At 67.8% G+C, this 15,184-nt stretch carries 17 protein-coding genes; 8 read left to right on the top strand and 9 right to left on the bottom strand.

Annotated elements, in window-relative coordinates; all coding sequences use genetic code 11:
* Nucleotides 1–39: 39 nt before the first annotated feature.
* Nucleotides 40–576, bottom strand: a complete 537-nt coding sequence (locus IFT54_RS01365) for a hypothetical protein (RefSeq protein WP_236701578.1) — start codon at nt 574–576, stop codon at nt 40–42.
* Between the two features lie 90 nt (nt 577–666).
* Nucleotides 667–1,755, bottom strand: coding sequence for an alkene reductase (locus IFT54_RS01360; RefSeq protein WP_192069380.1), 1,089 nt, complete (start codon nt 1,753–1,755; stop codon nt 667–669).
* Nucleotides 1,756–1,805: 50 nt separating this feature from the next.
* Between IFT54_RS01360 and IFT54_RS01355 the strand changes: the two genes are divergently transcribed.
* The 6 genes from IFT54_RS01355 to IFT54_RS01330 all read left to right on the top strand — a co-directional run bounded on the left by IFT54_RS01355 (nt 1,806) and on the right by IFT54_RS01330 (nt 7,840).
* Entirely contained in the window at nt 1,806–2,783 is a 978-nt protein-coding gene (locus tag IFT54_RS01355; protein WP_081874168.1) for a DMT family transporter, read from the top strand.
* Nucleotides 2,780–3,433: a COQ9 family protein gene (locus tag IFT54_RS01350; protein WP_192069379.1), complete on the top strand. Its 654-nt coding sequence runs from the start codon at nt 2,780–2,782 to the stop codon at nt 3,431–3,433. The genes IFT54_RS01355 and IFT54_RS01350 overlap by 4 nt, the downstream gene beginning before the upstream one ends.
* 106 nt (nt 3,434–3,539) lie before the next feature.
* On the top strand, nt 3,540–3,815 hold the full coding sequence (locus IFT54_RS01345) for a FeoA family protein (RefSeq protein ID WP_031394931.1): 276 nt from the start codon (nt 3,540–3,542) through the stop codon (nt 3,813–3,815).
* 13 nt (nt 3,816–3,828) lie between these two features.
* Nucleotides 3,829–5,691 (top strand): ferrous iron transport protein B, encoded by a 1,863-nt coding sequence (gene feoB, locus IFT54_RS01340; RefSeq protein ID WP_192069378.1) that lies wholly within the window; start codon nt 3,829–3,831, stop codon nt 5,689–5,691.
* An 8-nt stretch (nt 5,692–5,699) separates the two neighbouring features.
* Nucleotides 5,700–6,287, top strand: a complete 588-nt coding sequence (ssb, locus tag IFT54_RS01335; RefSeq protein ID WP_192069377.1) for a single-stranded DNA-binding protein — start codon at nt 5,700–5,702, stop codon at nt 6,285–6,287.
* 5 nt (nt 6,288–6,292) lie between these two features.
* On the top strand, nt 6,293–7,840 hold the full coding sequence (locus IFT54_RS01330; RefSeq protein ID WP_342354743.1) for a sensor histidine kinase: 1,548 nt from the start codon (nt 6,293–6,295) through the stop codon (nt 7,838–7,840).
* A gap of 16 nt (nt 7,841–7,856) precedes the next feature.
* On the opposite strand, the gene IFT54_RS01325 is transcribed toward IFT54_RS01330, so the two are convergent.
* The 3 genes from IFT54_RS01325 to metX form a co-directional block, all read right to left on the bottom strand.
* Nucleotides 7,857–8,252, bottom strand: coding sequence for a response regulator (locus IFT54_RS01325; protein ID WP_031439515.1), 396 nt, complete (start codon nt 8,250–8,252; stop codon nt 7,857–7,859).
* Nucleotides 8,253–8,362: 110 nt separating this feature from the next.
* Nucleotides 8,363–8,983: a methionine biosynthesis protein MetW gene (metW, locus tag IFT54_RS01320; protein WP_107931036.1), complete on the bottom strand. Its 621-nt coding sequence runs from the start codon at nt 8,981–8,983 to the stop codon at nt 8,363–8,365.
* Entirely contained in the window at nt 8,980–10,119 is a 1,140-nt protein-coding gene (gene metX, locus IFT54_RS01315) for a homoserine O-acetyltransferase MetX (RefSeq protein ID WP_192069376.1), read from the bottom strand. The genes metW and metX overlap by 4 nt, the downstream gene beginning before the upstream one ends.
* Nucleotides 10,120–10,192: 73 nt before the next feature.
* Here metX and hisC point away from each other — a divergent pair, with 73 nt between their 5' ends.
* Entirely contained in the window at nt 10,193–11,290 is a 1,098-nt protein-coding gene (gene hisC, locus IFT54_RS01310) for a histidinol-phosphate transaminase (RefSeq protein ID WP_031393674.1), read from the top strand.
* On the top strand, nt 11,290–12,198 hold the full coding sequence (locus tag IFT54_RS01305) for a prephenate/arogenate dehydrogenase family protein (protein WP_031393673.1): 909 nt from the start codon (nt 11,290–11,292) through the stop codon (nt 12,196–12,198). Before hisC ends, IFT54_RS01305 begins: the two co-directional genes overlap by 1 nt.
* A gap of 25 nt (nt 12,199–12,223) precedes the next feature.
* Here IFT54_RS01305 and IFT54_RS01300 read toward each other — a convergent pair whose 3' ends face one another.
* From IFT54_RS01300 to ftsE, 4 genes are read right to left on the bottom strand one after another with little or no spacing between them, the layout of a single operon-like run.
* A complete protein-coding gene (locus IFT54_RS01300; RefSeq protein ID WP_056406671.1) occupies nt 12,224–12,910 on the bottom strand; it encodes a lysophospholipid acyltransferase family protein in 687 nt (228 codons plus the stop codon).
* On the bottom strand, nt 12,907–13,443 hold the full coding sequence (locus IFT54_RS01295) for a YdcF family protein (RefSeq protein ID WP_031393671.1): 537 nt from the start codon (nt 13,441–13,443) through the stop codon (nt 12,907–12,909). The genes IFT54_RS01300 and IFT54_RS01295 overlap by 4 nt, the downstream gene beginning before the upstream one ends.
* Nucleotides 13,440–14,318 (bottom strand): cell division protein FtsX, encoded by an 879-nt coding sequence (locus IFT54_RS01290; protein WP_192069375.1) that lies wholly within the window; start codon nt 14,316–14,318, stop codon nt 13,440–13,442. Before IFT54_RS01290 ends, IFT54_RS01295 begins: the two co-directional genes overlap by 4 nt.
* Nucleotides 14,315–15,025: a cell division ATP-binding protein FtsE gene (ftsE, locus tag IFT54_RS01285; protein ID WP_056406665.1), complete on the bottom strand. Its 711-nt coding sequence runs from the start codon at nt 15,023–15,025 to the stop codon at nt 14,315–14,317. The genes IFT54_RS01290 and ftsE overlap by 4 nt, the downstream gene beginning before the upstream one ends.
* Nucleotides 15,026–15,184: the final 159 nt, after the last annotated feature.

Raw genomic sequence — 15,184 nt, 5'->3', positions numbered from 1 at the left:
GTTCGGACGTCCGCCCTCATCCACGCACGATCGCCCTGGTCATTCCTCGGGAGTGTCGCGCAGGGCGGCCTCGACCTCTTCGGCAGTAATTCCGAACGCGGCGGCCAGCGCGGCGATCGACGCGCCGCGGGCGGCGAGCGTGCGGATGCGGGCGGGGTCGACGATCGTCGTATAGCCGCGCGTATCGCGTTCGGTCTTCGTCTCCTCGCCACTGCGCGCACGCGCGCCCGAGCGGCGGCGCTTGGCGATCTTGAGCGCTTCCTCGTCATTGGCAGGCGGTGCGTCGAGGCGCGCGCGGATCCGCTGCGCTTCCTCGACCCGACGGGCTTCGCGCGCACGTTCACGATCCTGCGAGAGCGCATCGCGTTGCGCGGCCCGCGCTTCGGCGCGCTGGTCGGTCGCGGCGAGGCGGTCCTGCGCGCGCTGTTCCCGCTCGCGGGCGCGCTCTTCGGCGCGGCGGGCTGCGCGATCCGCGGTGCCGGGCAGCAACGGGCCCGGACCGCGGTCGTTCAGCGGCCAGGCCGATGCGGGGCTGGATTTGGGGGGCGATTTCGGCGGGCCCCAGCCGTCGGTCATGTCATGTCCTGTCGTCACCGGTGCGCCGCGCACGACGCGAAAGCCGCGCTGCTATGCGATGGCGTCACCGGTGACAATCAGGCGGTCGGCTTAGGCGGGCACGGTTTCCAGCGCCGGATAGTCGATATATCCCTCGGGGCCCTGGCTGTACCAGGTCTTCGGGTTATCCTGCGCCAGCGGTGCGCCGGTGCGCAGGCGCTCGGGCAGATCGGGGTTCGCGATGAACGTCCGGCCGAAGCTGATCGCATCGGCATCGCCCTTGTCGAGCTCGGCCTGCGCCTTTTCGAGCGTGTCGTAATCCGAATTCACGACCAGCACGCCCTTGAAGACCTTGCGGATCGCCGGGCTTAGCTTTGGCACGTCGGTCTTGCCGAAGGTGCCGTCGGGGCCGGGCTCGCGTAGTTCGAGGAAGGCGATGCCGAGATCGGACAGCGCCTTGGCGGCGGCGGTGAACAGCGGCTCGGGATTGCTGTCGTCGACGCCCTGCGAATCGCCATTGGGCGAGAGACGGACGCTGGTGCGATCGGCACCCGCGACCGAGATCACCCGCTCGGTGACTTCACGAAGCAGGCGGATGCGGTTCTCGACCGAACCGCCATACTCGTCGGTGCGGCTGTTCGCGTTGTCGCGCAGGAACTGGTCGATCAGATAGCCGTTCGCGGCGTGGATCTGGACGCCGTCGAACCCCGCCTCGAGCGCGTTCTTCGTCGCGAGCTCATAGTCGTTGAGCAGCCGCGGGATCTCGTTCAGCTCGAGCGGACGCGCGACCTCGAAATCCTTCTTGCCCTCGAACGTGTGCGCCTGGCCTTCGGTCTTGGTCGCGGACGACGAGACGGGCTGGCCGCCGATCACCGACGAATGAACCTGGCGGCCCATATGCCAGAGCTGCGCGATGATGCGGCCGCCGGCGGCGTGCACCGCTGCGGTGACGGGCTTCCACGCGGCAACCTGCGCATCGGTCCACAGGCCCGGCGCGAACGGCCAGCCCAGACCTTCGCGGCTGATGCCGGTGGCTTCCGAGATGATCAGGCCGGCGCTCGCGCGCTGCGTGTAATAGTCGATCATGAGGTCGGACGGGACGGCGTCCTTGTCCGAACGCCCGCGGGTGAGCGGCGCCATGAGGATGCGGTTGGGCGCTTCGACGGCGCCGAGCGTGATGGGATCGAAAAGGCTTGGCATGGGGGCTCCTTAATGCCTGACGGGGGCAAGATAGGACGCTACAGCGCGGCATGCATCGCCCCGCCCCGCAAAGAATATCTAGCGTGCCCGAAACGCCGACGGCGACGACGACCGGTGCCCCCGGCACGCTCGCGTTCGGCGCGCTGCTGATCGCCAATGTCGCGCTCGCATTCGGGCCGTGGTTCGTCCGCGCGACCGAGGTCGGACCGGTCGCGGCAGGATTCTGGCGGCTGACGCTGGCGGTGCCGTTTCTCGTCCTGCTGGCCGCGCAACAGGGCGCGCGACCGACGCGGCTCGGGCGCGGCGTCTGGATCGGGCTGATCGCGGGCGGCGTGTGCTTTGCCGCCGATCTCGGCAGCTGGCATCTCGGCATCCTGCGCACCACGCTCGCCAATGCGACGCTGTTCGGCAATGCGGCGACGCTGATGTTTCCGATCTACGGGTTTCTCGTCGCGCGAACCTGGCCGACGCGGACGCAGGGCTGGGCGCTGATGCTCGCCGCGGCGGGCGCAGCGCTGCTGCTCGGACGCTCCTATCAGCTCGATGCGAAGAACCTGGCGGGTGACCTGCTCTGCATCCTCGCGGGGCTGCTCTACACGGTGTATTTCATCCTGATGGCGCGCGCGCGGACGACGCTTGCCCCCTTGTCCGCGCTGGTGCTGTCGACATTGGCGGGCATCGTGCCGCTGCTGGTGTTCGCCCTTGCGATGGGCGAGCGGATCGTGCCGGCGCAATGGGGGCCGCTGATCGGGCTCGCGCTGTGCAGCCAGGTGCTGGGCCAGGGATTGATGATCTATGCACTCGGGCGGTTTTCGCCGCTGGTGATCGGCATCGCGCTGCTGATCCAGCCGGTCGTCGCAGGGACGGTCGGCTGGCTGGTCTATGGCGAGCGGCTCGGCCTGCCCGATCTGGTCGGCGTCGTCATGGTCGCGATCGCGCTGGTGTTGGTCCGCCGGACGCCGGCCGATCGCCCCCCTATTGAAGAGGCGCTCGACACGCCTGATCTTGGACGGCAGGAGACGGTATGACCCAAGACCTCACGCTCGACGAAATCCGTTCGCTGCTCGCCCCCGGCATCGCCGCCAATGCGGCATTCGACGGGTGGAGCGACGCGGCGCGCGACATGGCGGCGGACGCGGCGGGCATCGACCGCGACGTCGCCGCGCTCGCCTTCGAACATGGGCCGGTCGACATGATCGACGCCTGGTTCGCCGATATTGACGTCGCGATGCTCGAAAGCGTGCCACCCGAACCGTTGTCGGCGATGAAGATCCGCGCCCGGATCGCCGCGCTGGTCGAGGCCCGGTTGCAGGCGACCGCCGCCGACCGCGAATCGCTGCGCCGCGCGCTGGCGATCCTCGCCCTGCCGCAGAATCTGACAAAGGCGGGTCGGCTCGGCTGGCGGACGGTCGACACGATCTGGCGCGCCGCGGGCGACGTCGCGACCGATTATAATCATTATACCAAGCGGACGATCCTGCTCGGCGTCTATGCCGCGACCGTCACCGTCTTCCTCGACGACGACAGCGAGGGGTTTGCCGAGACGCGGGCGTTTCTCAGCCGGCGGATCGACGGCATCATGCGGTTCGAAACCGCAAAGTCGGGCTTTCTCAAGCGGACAGAGCATGGCTTCAGCCTGTCGCGGTTCGTCGGGCGGTTGCGCTATCCGGTGGCGTGAGCCGGTCGCGGCGCGCCGTCACGCGGCGATGGAATGCACGCAATCTGCGTCAAGTGCGCGTGCCGGGGCTTCCCTTGGCGATCCGTTACTGATAATCAGTCGCATCATGGACACTCGCCCCGATCGTTCCGTCAGTCTCGAAACGCTGCCCCGCAAGCAGCATGGCATCGTCGCTGCGATCGACTGGGCCAGACTGGCAGGCCCGGAGGCACGCCGGTTGCGCGAACTGGGCTTTGACGAGGGTGTCGATGTCGAGGTTCTTCACCGCGCGACGCTGGGCCAGGGTCCGATCGCCTGCCGGATCGGCCGGATGACCGTCGCATTGCGGCGTGCGGTCGCAGGTGCGATTCGCGTATCACCCACGCCAGCCGCCGCAGAATAATCAGCCTGACATTATGAACGCAGCACCGCTGGTCGCGCTGGTCGGCAATCCCAATGCCGGCAAGAGCGCGCTGTTCAATGCGCTCACGGGTGCGCGGCAGAAGGTCGGCAATTATCCAGGCGTGACGGTCGAGCGCAAGGCCGGACGGCTGACGCTCGACGACGGCCGCCCGGTCGAGCTGGTCGACCTGCCCGGCGCATACAGCCTCGAGCCCTCCTCCCCCGATGAGCGCGTCACGCGCGACGTCGTCACCGGAACGCAGGACGGCGAACGCCTGCCCGACGCGCTGGTCGTGGTCGTCGATGCCGCCAATCTCGACAATCACCTGCGCTTCACGCTCCAGCTGATCGCGCTCGGCCTGCCCGTCGTGGTGGCGCTCAACATGGTCGATCTCGCCGAACGCGACGGGTTGAAACTCGATGCGGCGGTGCTTTCGCGAGAACTTGGCGTGCCGGTGATCCCGACCGTCGCGGTCCGCAAACGCGGGCTCGACGCGCTGCGTGCGATCCTGACGCAGACCGTCGTCAACGGTCCGATCCGGCTGCGCAAGTCGGACGGCAGTGTGCAGGACGACATCGTCACGCTGCAGCGGCGCGCGCGCGACATCGCGACGGCCGCCACGCTGTCCGAGACGCCGGTACGGCGCTGGACGCACATGCTCGACGGGGTCGCGCTGCATCCCATCGCCGGGCCGGTGCTACTGCTGGCGATCATGTTCCTGATGTTCCAGGCGGTCTTCAGCTGGGCGCAGCCGTTCATGGACCTGATCGACGGCGGCTTCACGGCGCTGCAGGCGTTCATCACGTCGGAGCTTCCCGATTCGCTGCTCCGGTCGCTGCTGGTCGACGGGGTGATCAAGGGCGTCGGCGCTGTGATCGTGTTCCTGCCGCAGATCCTGATCCTGTTCCTCTTCATCCTCGTGCTCGAGGCGAGCGGCTACATGGTCCGCGCGGCGTTCCTGATGGACCGCGTGATGGCGAGCGTCGGGCTGTCGGGCCGCGCGTTCATCCCGCTGCTGTCGAGCTTTGCCTGCGCGATCCCCGGCATCATGGCGACGCGGACGATCGACGACGAGAAAGATCGGCTGACGACGATCCTGATCGCGCCGCTGATGACCTGCTCCGCGCGGCTGCCGGTCTACACGCTGATCATCGGCGCGTTCGTTCCCAACACGCAGGTGCTGCCGTTCGTCGGCCTTCAGGGGCTGGTGATGCTCGGGCTCTACGTGATGGGCATCGTCGGGGCGTTCGTCGCCGCGCTGGTGCTGCGCCGGACGGTGACCAAGGGCGTGTCGTCGGGCTTCATGATGGAGATGCCGAAATACCAGTGGCCGCAGTGGCGCGACGTCGGCATCGGCCTGTGGAGCCGCGCGCAGATCTTCCTGAAGCGTGCGGGCGGCATCATCCTCGTCTCGACGGTGATCCTGTGGGTGATGCTGAGCTTTCCCAAGCCGCCTGAAGGCAGCCGGGTGTCGCCGGTCGATTATTCGGCGGCGGGACGGATCGCCAATGGCATCGCCCCGGTGTTCGCACCGATCGGCTTCAACCGCGACATCGTGCTCGCGCTGATCCCGGCGATGGCCGCGCGCGAGGTTGCGGTCGCGGCGATCGGCACGGTCTATGCGATCGACGATCCCGACAGCAACCAGGGCGGGAAGGCGATGGTCGAGAATCTGCGCGGCCGCTGGACCCTGCCGACCGCGCTCGCCTTCCTGATGTGGTTCGTGTTCGCGCCGCAGTGCATCTCGACGATCGCCGTAACGCGTCGCGAGACGAACGGGTGGAAATGGCCGGCGTTCATGGTTGGCTATTTGTTCGCCGCCGCCTACATCATGGCCGGAATCACATATTGGCTGGCGGTGTTCGCCGGCCTCTGAGGGGCATCATGGCAGGCAGCGTCAACAAGGTCATCATCGTCGGCAATCTCGGCCGCGATCCCGAAAGCAAGCAGTTCCAGAACGGCGGCAAGGTCGTCAATCTGCGCATCGCGACGTCCGAGTCCTGGAAGGACAAGATGTCGGGCGAGCGCAAGGAAAAGACCGAATGGCATTCGGTCGCTATCTTCAACGAAGGCCTCGCCAACGTCGCGGAAAAGTATCTGCGCAAGGGCTCGAAGGTCTATATCGAGGGCGCGCTCCAGACCCGCAAATGGCAGGACGCGCAGGGCCAGGACAAGTATTCGACCGAGATCGTGCTGCAGGGCTTCAACAGCGTGCTAACGATGCTCGACGGCCCGAATGGCGGCCAGGGCGGCGGCGCAGGCGGTGGCGGTGGTAGCCGCGGCGGCGGCGACGATTGGGCCGGCGGCGGCAACGACTTTGGCGGCGGCTCGTCGGGCGGCGGCGGCGGTTACGGCGGCGGCGGTGGCCGCTCGGCGCCGTCGGGTGGCGGCAGTGGCGGCGGCGCGCGCGGCGGCAGCTTTGGCCAGACCGGCGGGTTCTCGGACGATCTCGACGACGACGTGCCGTTCTAAGCATCGTGACGCCACCCGTTTCGACTCCAGTAGCGCCGAGCGTGTACGACGAGGCGGCGCGATCGCGCGTCATCTCGTCCTACGATGTCGCGGGCGCGCGCATGCAGGGTGAGCTGGACGACATCGTGTCGTTCGCAGCCCGGCTGTGCGATGCGCCGATCGCGCTGCTGAGCCTGGTCGAGGAGGAATATCAGCGGTTCCTCTCACGCAGCGGCACCGATCTCGACCAGACGCCGCGGAGCCAGTCCTTCTGTGCGCATGCGATGCACCATCACGACGTGATGGAAGTGCCCGACGCGCAGGCCGATCCGCGCTTCGTCGACAATGCACTGGTGACCGGTGCCCCGCATGTCCGATTCTACGCGGGGGCGCCTCTGGTATCCAGCGAAGGCGTGCCGCTCGGCGCGCTGTGCGTGCTGGCGACGACCTCGCGGGCGGGGCTTACGCCGTTCCAGCGCGACGGGCTGACACTGCTGGCCAAGGCGGCGATGGGGCGGCTCGACGATCGCCGGACCGCGCGCGAACAGGCCTTTGCCGAGGCGCGGGCGCGGCGCACGCTCGAGGCGAGCGATCTGCGGTTCCGGACGCTGGCCGACACGATGCCGCAGATGGTCTGGTCGACGCTGCCCGACGGCTTCCATGATTATTACAATGCGCGCTGGTACGAGTTTACCGGCACAACGCCCGGCACGACCGATGGCGAGGGCTGGAACGACGTGTTCCACCCCGAGGACCAGGACCGCGCCTGGACGATCTGGCGCCATTCGCTCGCCAGCGGCGAGCCCTATACGATCGAATATCGGCTGCGGCACCGGGACGGCACCTATCGCTGGGTGCTCGGCCGCGCGCTGCCCGTGCGCGACGACCAGGGCGCGATCACGCGCTGGTTCGGGACCTGCACCGACATCCACGAGCAGAAGCTCGCCTATGAAGAGCGCGAGGTGATCAGCCAGGAGCTGAGCCACCGGATCAAGAACATCTTCGCCGTCATCGCCGGACTCATCGCCTTTTCCGCGCGCGGCAAACCCGAATTCGCCGGGATCGCGACCGATCTGCGCCACCGCATCACGGCACTGGGCCGTGCACACGACTTCGTCCGCCCGCACAGCACCCAGTCGCGTCCGGAAGCCCCGCAGGACAGTCTGAAGGGCCTGCTGGGCGATCTGTTCGAACCCTATCGCCAAGACGGGACGGATCGTCTGGTCGTGATCGGCGACGATGTGCGGATCGACGATCGTTCCGCGACCCCGCTCGCCCTGCTGTTCCACGAGCTCGCGACGAACGCGACGAAATACGGCGCGCTGTCGACCGTCGATGGCCATGTCGCGCTGACGATCGGTCATGACGGGGACGGCACAACGGGCGTGGTGCGCTTGACCTGGCGCGAGCAGGGTGGTCCGCCGATCGCACACCCGACGAGCCATAAGGGTTTTGGTAGTCAGCTGATCGAAATGAGTGCGGTTCGCCAGTTGGGCGGGACGGTGCGGCGCGACTGGCGTCCCGAGGGGCTGTGCGTCGAGATCGGGGTCCCCCTCCCCTCCTTCTGCCGCTGACCGCGCGGCCTCCCCGTCAGTTCCCGCGCCGTCGGATCTGGATCAGTTCGCTACCGCCGCGTAGCGCCTGACCCGTGGTCGCCAGTTCGGCGGCGGCGAGGATCGCGGCATCGTTGAACGGCTTGCGGATATAGCCGAGGCAATCGGCGTCGCCGATCTGGCTGGGATTGGCGGTGACGAAGACGACCTTCACGCCGTGATCGCGTGCAATTGTCTCGGCAATCGACGGGCCGGTCGGACCGTCGCGCAGATTGACATCGACAAAGGCAAAATCGCATCCGGCCGCGGCGATGAGCGCGGTCTCCCGGTCCGCCGCGATCGCCACGACGTGATATCCGGCGTCGATCAGGATCCTTTCGAGATCCAGCGCGACGAAGATTTCATCTTCAACGATCATGGCGGTCTTGGTCATTGTCGTGGCAACCGTTGGCCGGGCTATCCGTTCCTTCGGTTTATTGATTTGAATCAAGAACGTGTAGCGAATTGAAACAAATAACCTGTGTTACCGGGGGAGCGCCCGGGTCATGCCCCCGGTTCGCCCCGCAACAGGAATACGGCGTGCTCGGCGAGCAGGTTGGCAGCCGCCGACGTCGTCTGCTTGTCGCCCGACAGGAACCAGGCGCCCTCGACGATCACGCCGCGCTGCCGGAGGAACGCCCGGAAGTCGTCGATCGTGACGTGATGGATGTTGGGGGTGTCGTACCAGCTTTCGGGCAATTGCCGCGTGACCGGCATCCGCCCGCCCCACAACAGCGAAAGCCGCACGCGCCAATGCGCGAAGTTGGGAAAGCTGACAAAGGCGCGCCGACCGATCCGCAACAGATGGTCGAGCACCAGGTCGGGTGCGCGCGCGGTCTGCAATGTCTGGCTGAGGATCGCATAGTCGAAACTGGCATCGGGATAGCCCTGCAGGTCGACATCGGCGTCGCCCTGGATCACCGACAGGCCGCGCCCTACCGCGGCCGCAACGTTGCCCGGATCGATCTCCAGCCCGCGCGCATCGACCGCGCGCTCGTCCCGGAGCGCCGCCATCAGCGCCCCGTCGCCGCATCCGACGTCGAGCACGCGCGACCCACGGGCCACGTGATGCGCGATGATCCCCAGGTCGGCGCGCAGGGTCTCCTGCGGCGTCGGGGTGCTCACGCCCCTGCCCTCAGAAATCCGTCGACGACGCGGTTGAGCTCGGGCGCCTCGAGCAGGAACGCGTCATGGCCGTATGGGCTGCTGAGCTCGACGAAGCTGACCGGCGCGCCGGCGGCATTGAGCGCCTGGACGATACTGCGCGATTCCGCGGTCGGATAGAGCCAGTCGGTGTCGAAGCTGACGAGGCAGAAGCGCGCGCTCGTCGCGCGGAAGGCGTTGGCGAGCAGCCCGCCATGCTCCTCCGCGAGATCGAAATAATCCATCGCGCGGGTGATATAGAGATAGGAATTGGCGTCGAACCGGTCCGTGAAGGCGAGCCCCTGATGCCGCAGATAGCTCTCGACCTGGAAATCGGCGTCGAAGCCGAACGACTTGGCATCGCGCGCCTGCAGCCGTCGCCCGAATTTCTCGGTCAGCCCGGCTTCCGACAAATAGGTGATGTGCGCTGCCATCCGCGCTACCGCGAGCCCCGCGGTCGGCGCGGACTCATCGTGATAATCGCCGCCGCGCCAGTTCGGATCGGCCATCACCGCCTGGCGGCCAACCTCGTGAAAGGCGATGTTCTGCGCGGTGTGTCGCGCGGTCGATGCGATCACGACACAGGCGCGGACCCGGTCGGGGAAGGTCGCGGGCCAGCTCAGCGCCTGCATCCCGCCCATCGATCCGCCGACCACCGCCTGCAGCACGTCGACGCCGAGATGATCGAGCAGCATCGCCTGCGCGCGAACCATGTCGCGGATCGTGATGACCGGAAATCCCATCGCCCAGGCGCGCCCGGTCGCGGGGTTGATCGTCGCCGGTCCCGACGAGCCCATGCAGCTGCCGAGCACATTGGCGCAGACGATGAAATGCCGCGCGGGATCGATCGGTCGCCCCTCACCGACCATCCGCGTCCACCAGCCGGGCTTGCCGGTCCGGGGATGCGTCGAGGCGACATGCTGATCACCGGTCAGCGCATGACAGATCAGGACCGCGTTCGAGGCGTCGGCATTCAGCGTGCCATAGGTTTCATAGGCAATGTCGACCGGCGACAGCAGGACGCCGCCATCGAGCCGCAACGGTCCCGGCAAGGTCACGCGACGCGCCAGGCCGAAGCGCGCGTCGGTCGTCCGGTCGGGATCAATCGTGTCGAGCATGACGCGTCCGCTACCACAACCATTTGCCACTGCGCCACACCGACCGCTATGCCCCGCGGCCATGACAAACATCATGCCCGCACCCACGCCGAAGCCCTGGATCCTGGGGATCGCGCCGTACACGCCCGGTCGCTCGACGACCGATGATGGCCGCACGGTGATCAAGCTGTCGTCGAACGAGAACCCGCTCGGGACGAGCCCCGCGGCCAAGGCCGCGTTCGATGGCGCGGATCACACGCTCGAACGCTATCCCGACGCCAGCGCGACCGCGCTGCGCGAGGCACTGGCGGCGCATTACGACCTGGATCCGGCGCGCGTGATCTATGGCACCGGATCGGACGAGATCCTGCATCTGGTGGCGGGCGCCTATGCGGGCCCCGGCGACGAGATCATCCATGTCCGCTACGGCTTTGCGGTGTATGAGATCGCAACGCGGCGCGTCGGCGCGGAGCCGGTCGTCGTCGACGATCGCGACTATGCGACCGATGTCGATGCGATCCTCGCCGCGGTCACCGAACGCACCCGCGTTGTATTCGTCGCCAACCCGAACAACCCGACCGGCACCTTCACGCCGCGCGCCGAGATCGCCCGGTTGCACGCCGGCCTGCCGCGCTCGGTGCTGCTGGTGCTCGACCAGGCCTATGCCGAATATCTTAGCCCCGAGGAGGACGATGCCGGCCTCGCGCTGGCGATGACCGAGGCCAACGTGCTCGTCACGCGGACCTTCTCGAAGATCCACGGTTTGGCCGCCGAGCGGATCGGCTGGGGCTATGCCTGCGCGCCGATCATCGATGCGATGCACCGCATCCGCGCCCCTTTTAACGTCACGACAGCAGGCCAGGCGGCGGCCGTCGCGGCGCTGGCCGATACCGGCTTCGTCGATGCGACTCGCGCGCACAACGATCGCTGGCGTGGCTGGTTCGTCGAGCAGGTCGCGCAGATGGGCAATGCAGGGCTTCGCTGTGTACCCTCCAAGGCGAATTTCGTGCTGGTCCTGTTCGAAGGCGGACTGACCGCCGACTCGGCCTATCACGGGCTGATGGAGGCGGGATATATCGTCCGCTGGCTGCCCGGACAGGGCCTTCCCAACGCGCTGCGCATCACGATCGGCACCGAGGATGAGACGCGCGGCGTGATCGCAGCGCTACGCGCGCTGGTCGAGCGGGGCTGATGCTGCCGTTCGCACGCGTCACGATTTTGGGACTGGGGCTGATCGGGTCGTCGATCGCGCGCGGCGTGCTGCAGGCGATGCCGACGGTGCGGCTCACCGGCTATGACGCCGATCCCGCGGTGCGTGCGACCGCGGACCGGCTCGAGCTGTGCCACGATATCGCCGACACCGCGGGCAGTGCGGTGATCGACGCCGATCTGGTGATCCTGTGCGTCCCCGTCGGCGCGATGGCGGCGGTCGCGGCGGAGTTTGCCGCGGACCTGCCCGCCGAAGCGATCGTCAGCGATGTCGGCAGCAGCAAGACCGAGGTCGCGCGCGTGCTGGCGGAGGCGCTGCCGGGTGCGACCGTGATCCCCGCGCATCCGGTCGCTGGCACCGAACGCAGCGGGCCCGAAGCTGGGTTCGCGACATTGTTCAACCATCGCTGGTGCATCGTCACGCCCCCCGAGGGCGCCGATCCGGCTGCGGTCGAGCGAGTCGCCGAATTCTGGCGGCGGCTGGGCGCGCAGATCGAGTTCATGGCCCCCGATCATCATGACCGGGTGCTGGCGATCACCAGCCATCTGCCCCATCTGATCGCCTACACGATCGTCGGCACCGCAAGCGATCTGGAAGAGGTCACCCAGTCCGAGGTGATCAAATATTCGGCCGGCGGCTTTCGCGACTTCACGCGTATCGCGGCATCGGATCCGACGATGTGGCGCGACGTGTTCCTGACCAACCGCGAGGCGGTGCTCGACATGCTGCAGCGTTTTTCGGAGGATCTCAGTGCGCTGCAACGCGCGATCCGCTGGGGCAAGGGTGACGAGCTTTTCGACCTGTTCACGCGCACCCGCGCGGTACGCCGGTCGATCGTCGAACAGGGTCAGGACGACGACGCCGCCGATTTCGGCCGCGCGCACGACTGACCCCGTTTGAGCGGCACCAGCGGCGTCAGCCGTCGAGCGCGTTCATCGCCGCATGGACGCGCGCCTCGGCCTCCTCGCGCTTGAGACCGGCGGGGACGACCTCGCCGAAGCGGAAGGTGATGACGCCCGCGCGCTTGGGCCCCTTGCGCGGCCAGACGGTGCCGCTGTCACAGGCGATCGGGACCGTCGGCATGCCGAGCGCGCGGTAGAGGCCGGCAAAACCCGGTTTGAGCGGCGGATGCTCGCCGGGCGCGACCCGGGTGCCTTCGGGGAAGATCAGGACCGAGCGCCCGGTCGCCTTGGCCGCGATCGCCTCGCGCATCATGTTGCGCAGCGCCTTGGCCGACGCGTCGCGGTCGACGACGATCGCACCATAGCGTCGCGCCGCCCATCCCCAGGCAGGGATGTCCGCCAGTTCGCGCTTCAGGACGATCGCCGGCCCGTCGAGCAGCGCCTGAAGCTCGAGTGTCTCGAACATCGCCTGGTGCTTGCAGGCGTAGAAGGCCGCGCCGTCGGGCCGCGTCCCCTCGATCCGGATCCGGATGCCGAGGATCCATCGCGTCGCCCAGCGGTGGAACCGCGTCCACACCGTCGAATGGACGATCACCGCGCGCGACCCGAACAGCGCGCTGATCGGCACGGTCAGCACGATCGGCGCCGAGATACTGTAAAAGACGATCATGAAGACGATCGTTCGCAACCAGGCGATCATGCGCCAAATCCTATCCACAATGCGATCCGTCGCAGGATCAACTTGTTATATTCGTTGACCAGCGTCCCGAGCCGCGGCGTGCCGGGGACGCCGTCGCCAAGCACCAGCACGCGCGGCCCGAGCACCGCGGCAAGCTCCATCTTGGCGCGCGGGACATGCCAGTCCGAGGTGACGAGACGCACGGTGCGATAATCGTGCGTCTTGACCCAGCGCGCGGTTTCCTCGGCATTCGACCGCGTATCCACCGCATCCGCGCCGAGATCGACGCAACAGGCGAAGACGCTGGGCGAGGTGCGATATTCGAGCGCGAGGTCGATCGGGCGGACGCCGGGCGCGACTCCGGTCACGAGCATCCGCTTGGCCTGGCGGTCGCGCAGCAGCGCCAGACCGCGATCGATCCGCCCTGCCCCGCCGGTCGGCACGACGATCGCATCGGTGGTCGAGCCATTGAGCGGCGGCGGCAGGAGCAGCATGAACGCGGCGAACCCCAGCGCCCAGACGAGCACACCGACACCCAGAAGGCGGACGATCACAAGGTCGTCCTCATCGCGCGCACGATCGTCGCGCGCGCGGCGACCATCGCCAGCACGATGAACCCGACCGGCATCGCGCCCAGCGTGGCCCAGTCGGTCGAGGACAACCGCCCCCCGTCGAGCAGTTCGGAGCCCAGCCCCTGCAACCGGGTCATGATCAGCAAAATGACGGCAATCGCGACGCCGGCACCGGCCACGCCGCCGATCGCGGCGTCGATCGCCACCCGACGCTGGAAGAGACGCGCGACCTGCAGATCGGTCGATCCCAACATGTGCATGACCTCGATCGTCGCGCGGTGCGTTTCAAGTCCCGCGCGTGCCGCCAGCACGACCACCGCCGCGGTCGCGCCCGCCATCAACAGGACGATACCGAGCGCGAGCAGCGTCAGCGAGCGCATCACCCCGCTGACGGGTGACATCCAGGTTTCGTGCCGGTCGACGCGCGCGGTCGGCGCGACGCCGCGAACCGCGCGCGCGACCGCGGCGACCGCAGCATCGTCCTGGCCGCCCAGATCGACGTCGATCATCGCTGGCACCGGCAGCCCCGGATCGGCACCGTCGCTACCGAGCCAGGGTCGCAACAGCCGCGTCAGCTCGGCGCGATCGACCGCGGCGACGCGGGTCACCTCCGGCAGCGTCCGCAGCGTCGCGAGGACGCGGGCGGCACTGGCATCACGCCGAACCGGGTCGCCGTCGATGATCTGGACCGTCAGCCGTCCCGCCAGCTGACGATCGAGCGCGCGCGCGGCACCCGCGGTCCCCAGCCCGAGCGCGGCGGCGAGCATGGTAAGGAACAACATGATCGCCATGACCCAGGTCATGGCACGGACGCCGCCAGCCTCGTCGAGCACGCGACGTTCGGATGCGCGGCTCATGGCTCGGCCCGGGGCGATGGGGGGTACTGCAACGACCCGGTCGGATCAAGCAATCGGCCGTGATCGAGCCGCATCATCTGCGCGGTTGGAATCCGGTTCAGAAGGTGCAGATCATGCGTCGCGACCACCACCGTCGTGCCGAGCTTGTTGAGCGATTCGAACAAATGCAGCAGCCGCTCGGCCATGTCGGGATCGACATTGCCGGTCGGCTCGTCCGCGACCAGCATCTCGGGCCGGGCGATCACCGCGCGGGCGATCGCGACGCGTTGCTGCTCACCGCCCGACAAGGTCGCCGGTCGTGCCTCGGCCCGTTCGGTCAGGCCGACCCAGGCGAGCATCTCCTCGACCGGTTGGCGCAGATCCGCCTCGGGCATACCCGCGACGCGCAACGGCAGAGCGATATTGTCCCAGGTCGACAGATGCGGGACGAGCCGGAAATCCTGGAACACCACGCCGATGCGGCGGCGGAACCCCGGCATCCGGTCACGCGGGAGCAGCACGGCATCCTCGCCGAACAGCCGGATCACGCCGCGGCTCGGGCGCTGGGCGAGATAGAGCAGCCGGAGCAGCGACGTCTTGCCCGCGCCGCTTGCGCCGGTCAGAAAGTAGAAGGCGCCGCTGCGCAGCGTGAACGAGATGTCGGACAGCGTTTCCGCGCCGGTGTCGTAGCGCAAGCCAACATTTTCGAACTGCACGATATTCGCCATGAAATTGGTCGCGCCCGCCCGAGTTCGCCTGTGCCGTGAGCCTCGCTTTCGCATGAAAGCGCGCGCGGCTTCAAGCTGGCGGCCATCTGCAGCGCGGCAGACAGCATCCGGGCGCATGATGCTTGCCACGAGCGGGGGCCACGTGCTTAGTTTGACCGC

Origin of the sequence: Sphingomonas sp. CFBP 13714, assembly GCF_014842205.1 — a bacterium.
Lineage (GTDB): Bacteria > Pseudomonadota > Alphaproteobacteria > Sphingomonadales > Sphingomonadaceae > Sphingomonas > Sphingomonas aerolata.
The sequence above is the reverse complement of the archived record's forward strand: the minus strand, read 5'-3'. Positions and strand labels throughout refer to the sequence as shown.

Excerpts from the sequence above, each read along its gene's own strand:
- IFT54_RS01365 (WP_236701578.1), bottom strand. The coding sequence starts at position 576 with ATGACCGACGGCTGGGGCCCGCCGAAATCGCCCCCCAAATCCAGCCCC.
- IFT54_RS01360 (WP_192069380.1), bottom strand. The coding sequence starts at position 1,755 with ATGCCAAGCCTTTTCGATCCCATCACGCTCGGCGCCGTCGAAGCGCCC.
- IFT54_RS01355 (WP_081874168.1), top strand. The coding sequence starts at position 1,806 with ATGCATCGCCCCGCCCCGCAAAGAATATCTAGCGTGCCCGAAACGCCG.
- IFT54_RS01350 (WP_192069379.1), top strand. The coding sequence starts at position 2,780 with ATGACCCAAGACCTCACGCTCGACGAAATCCGTTCGCTGCTCGCCCCC.
- IFT54_RS01345 (WP_031394931.1), top strand. The coding sequence starts at position 3,540 with ATGGACACTCGCCCCGATCGTTCCGTCAGTCTCGAAACGCTGCCCCGC.
- feoB (WP_192069378.1), top strand. The coding sequence starts at position 3,829 with ATGAACGCAGCACCGCTGGTCGCGCTGGTCGGCAATCCCAATGCCGGC.
- ssb (WP_192069377.1), top strand. The coding sequence starts at position 5,700 with ATGGCAGGCAGCGTCAACAAGGTCATCATCGTCGGCAATCTCGGCCGC.
- IFT54_RS01325 (WP_031439515.1), bottom strand. The coding sequence starts at position 8,252 with ATGACCAAGACCGCCATGATCGTTGAAGATGAAATCTTCGTCGCGCTG.
- metX (WP_192069376.1), bottom strand. The coding sequence starts at position 10,119 with ATGCTCGACACGATTGATCCCGACCGGACGACCGACGCGCGCTTCGGC.
- hisC (WP_031393674.1), top strand. The coding sequence starts at position 10,193 with ATGCCCGCACCCACGCCGAAGCCCTGGATCCTGGGGATCGCGCCGTAC.
- IFT54_RS01305 (WP_031393673.1), top strand. The coding sequence starts at position 11,290 with ATGCTGCCGTTCGCACGCGTCACGATTTTGGGACTGGGGCTGATCGGG.
- IFT54_RS01300 (WP_056406671.1), bottom strand. The coding sequence starts at position 12,910 with ATGATCGCCTGGTTGCGAACGATCGTCTTCATGATCGTCTTTTACAGT.
- IFT54_RS01290 (WP_192069375.1), bottom strand. The coding sequence starts at position 14,318 with ATGAGCCGCGCATCCGAACGTCGCGTGCTCGACGAGGCTGGCGGCGTC.
- ftsE (WP_056406665.1), bottom strand. The coding sequence starts at position 15,025 with ATGGCGAATATCGTGCAGTTCGAAAATGTTGGCTTGCGCTACGACACC.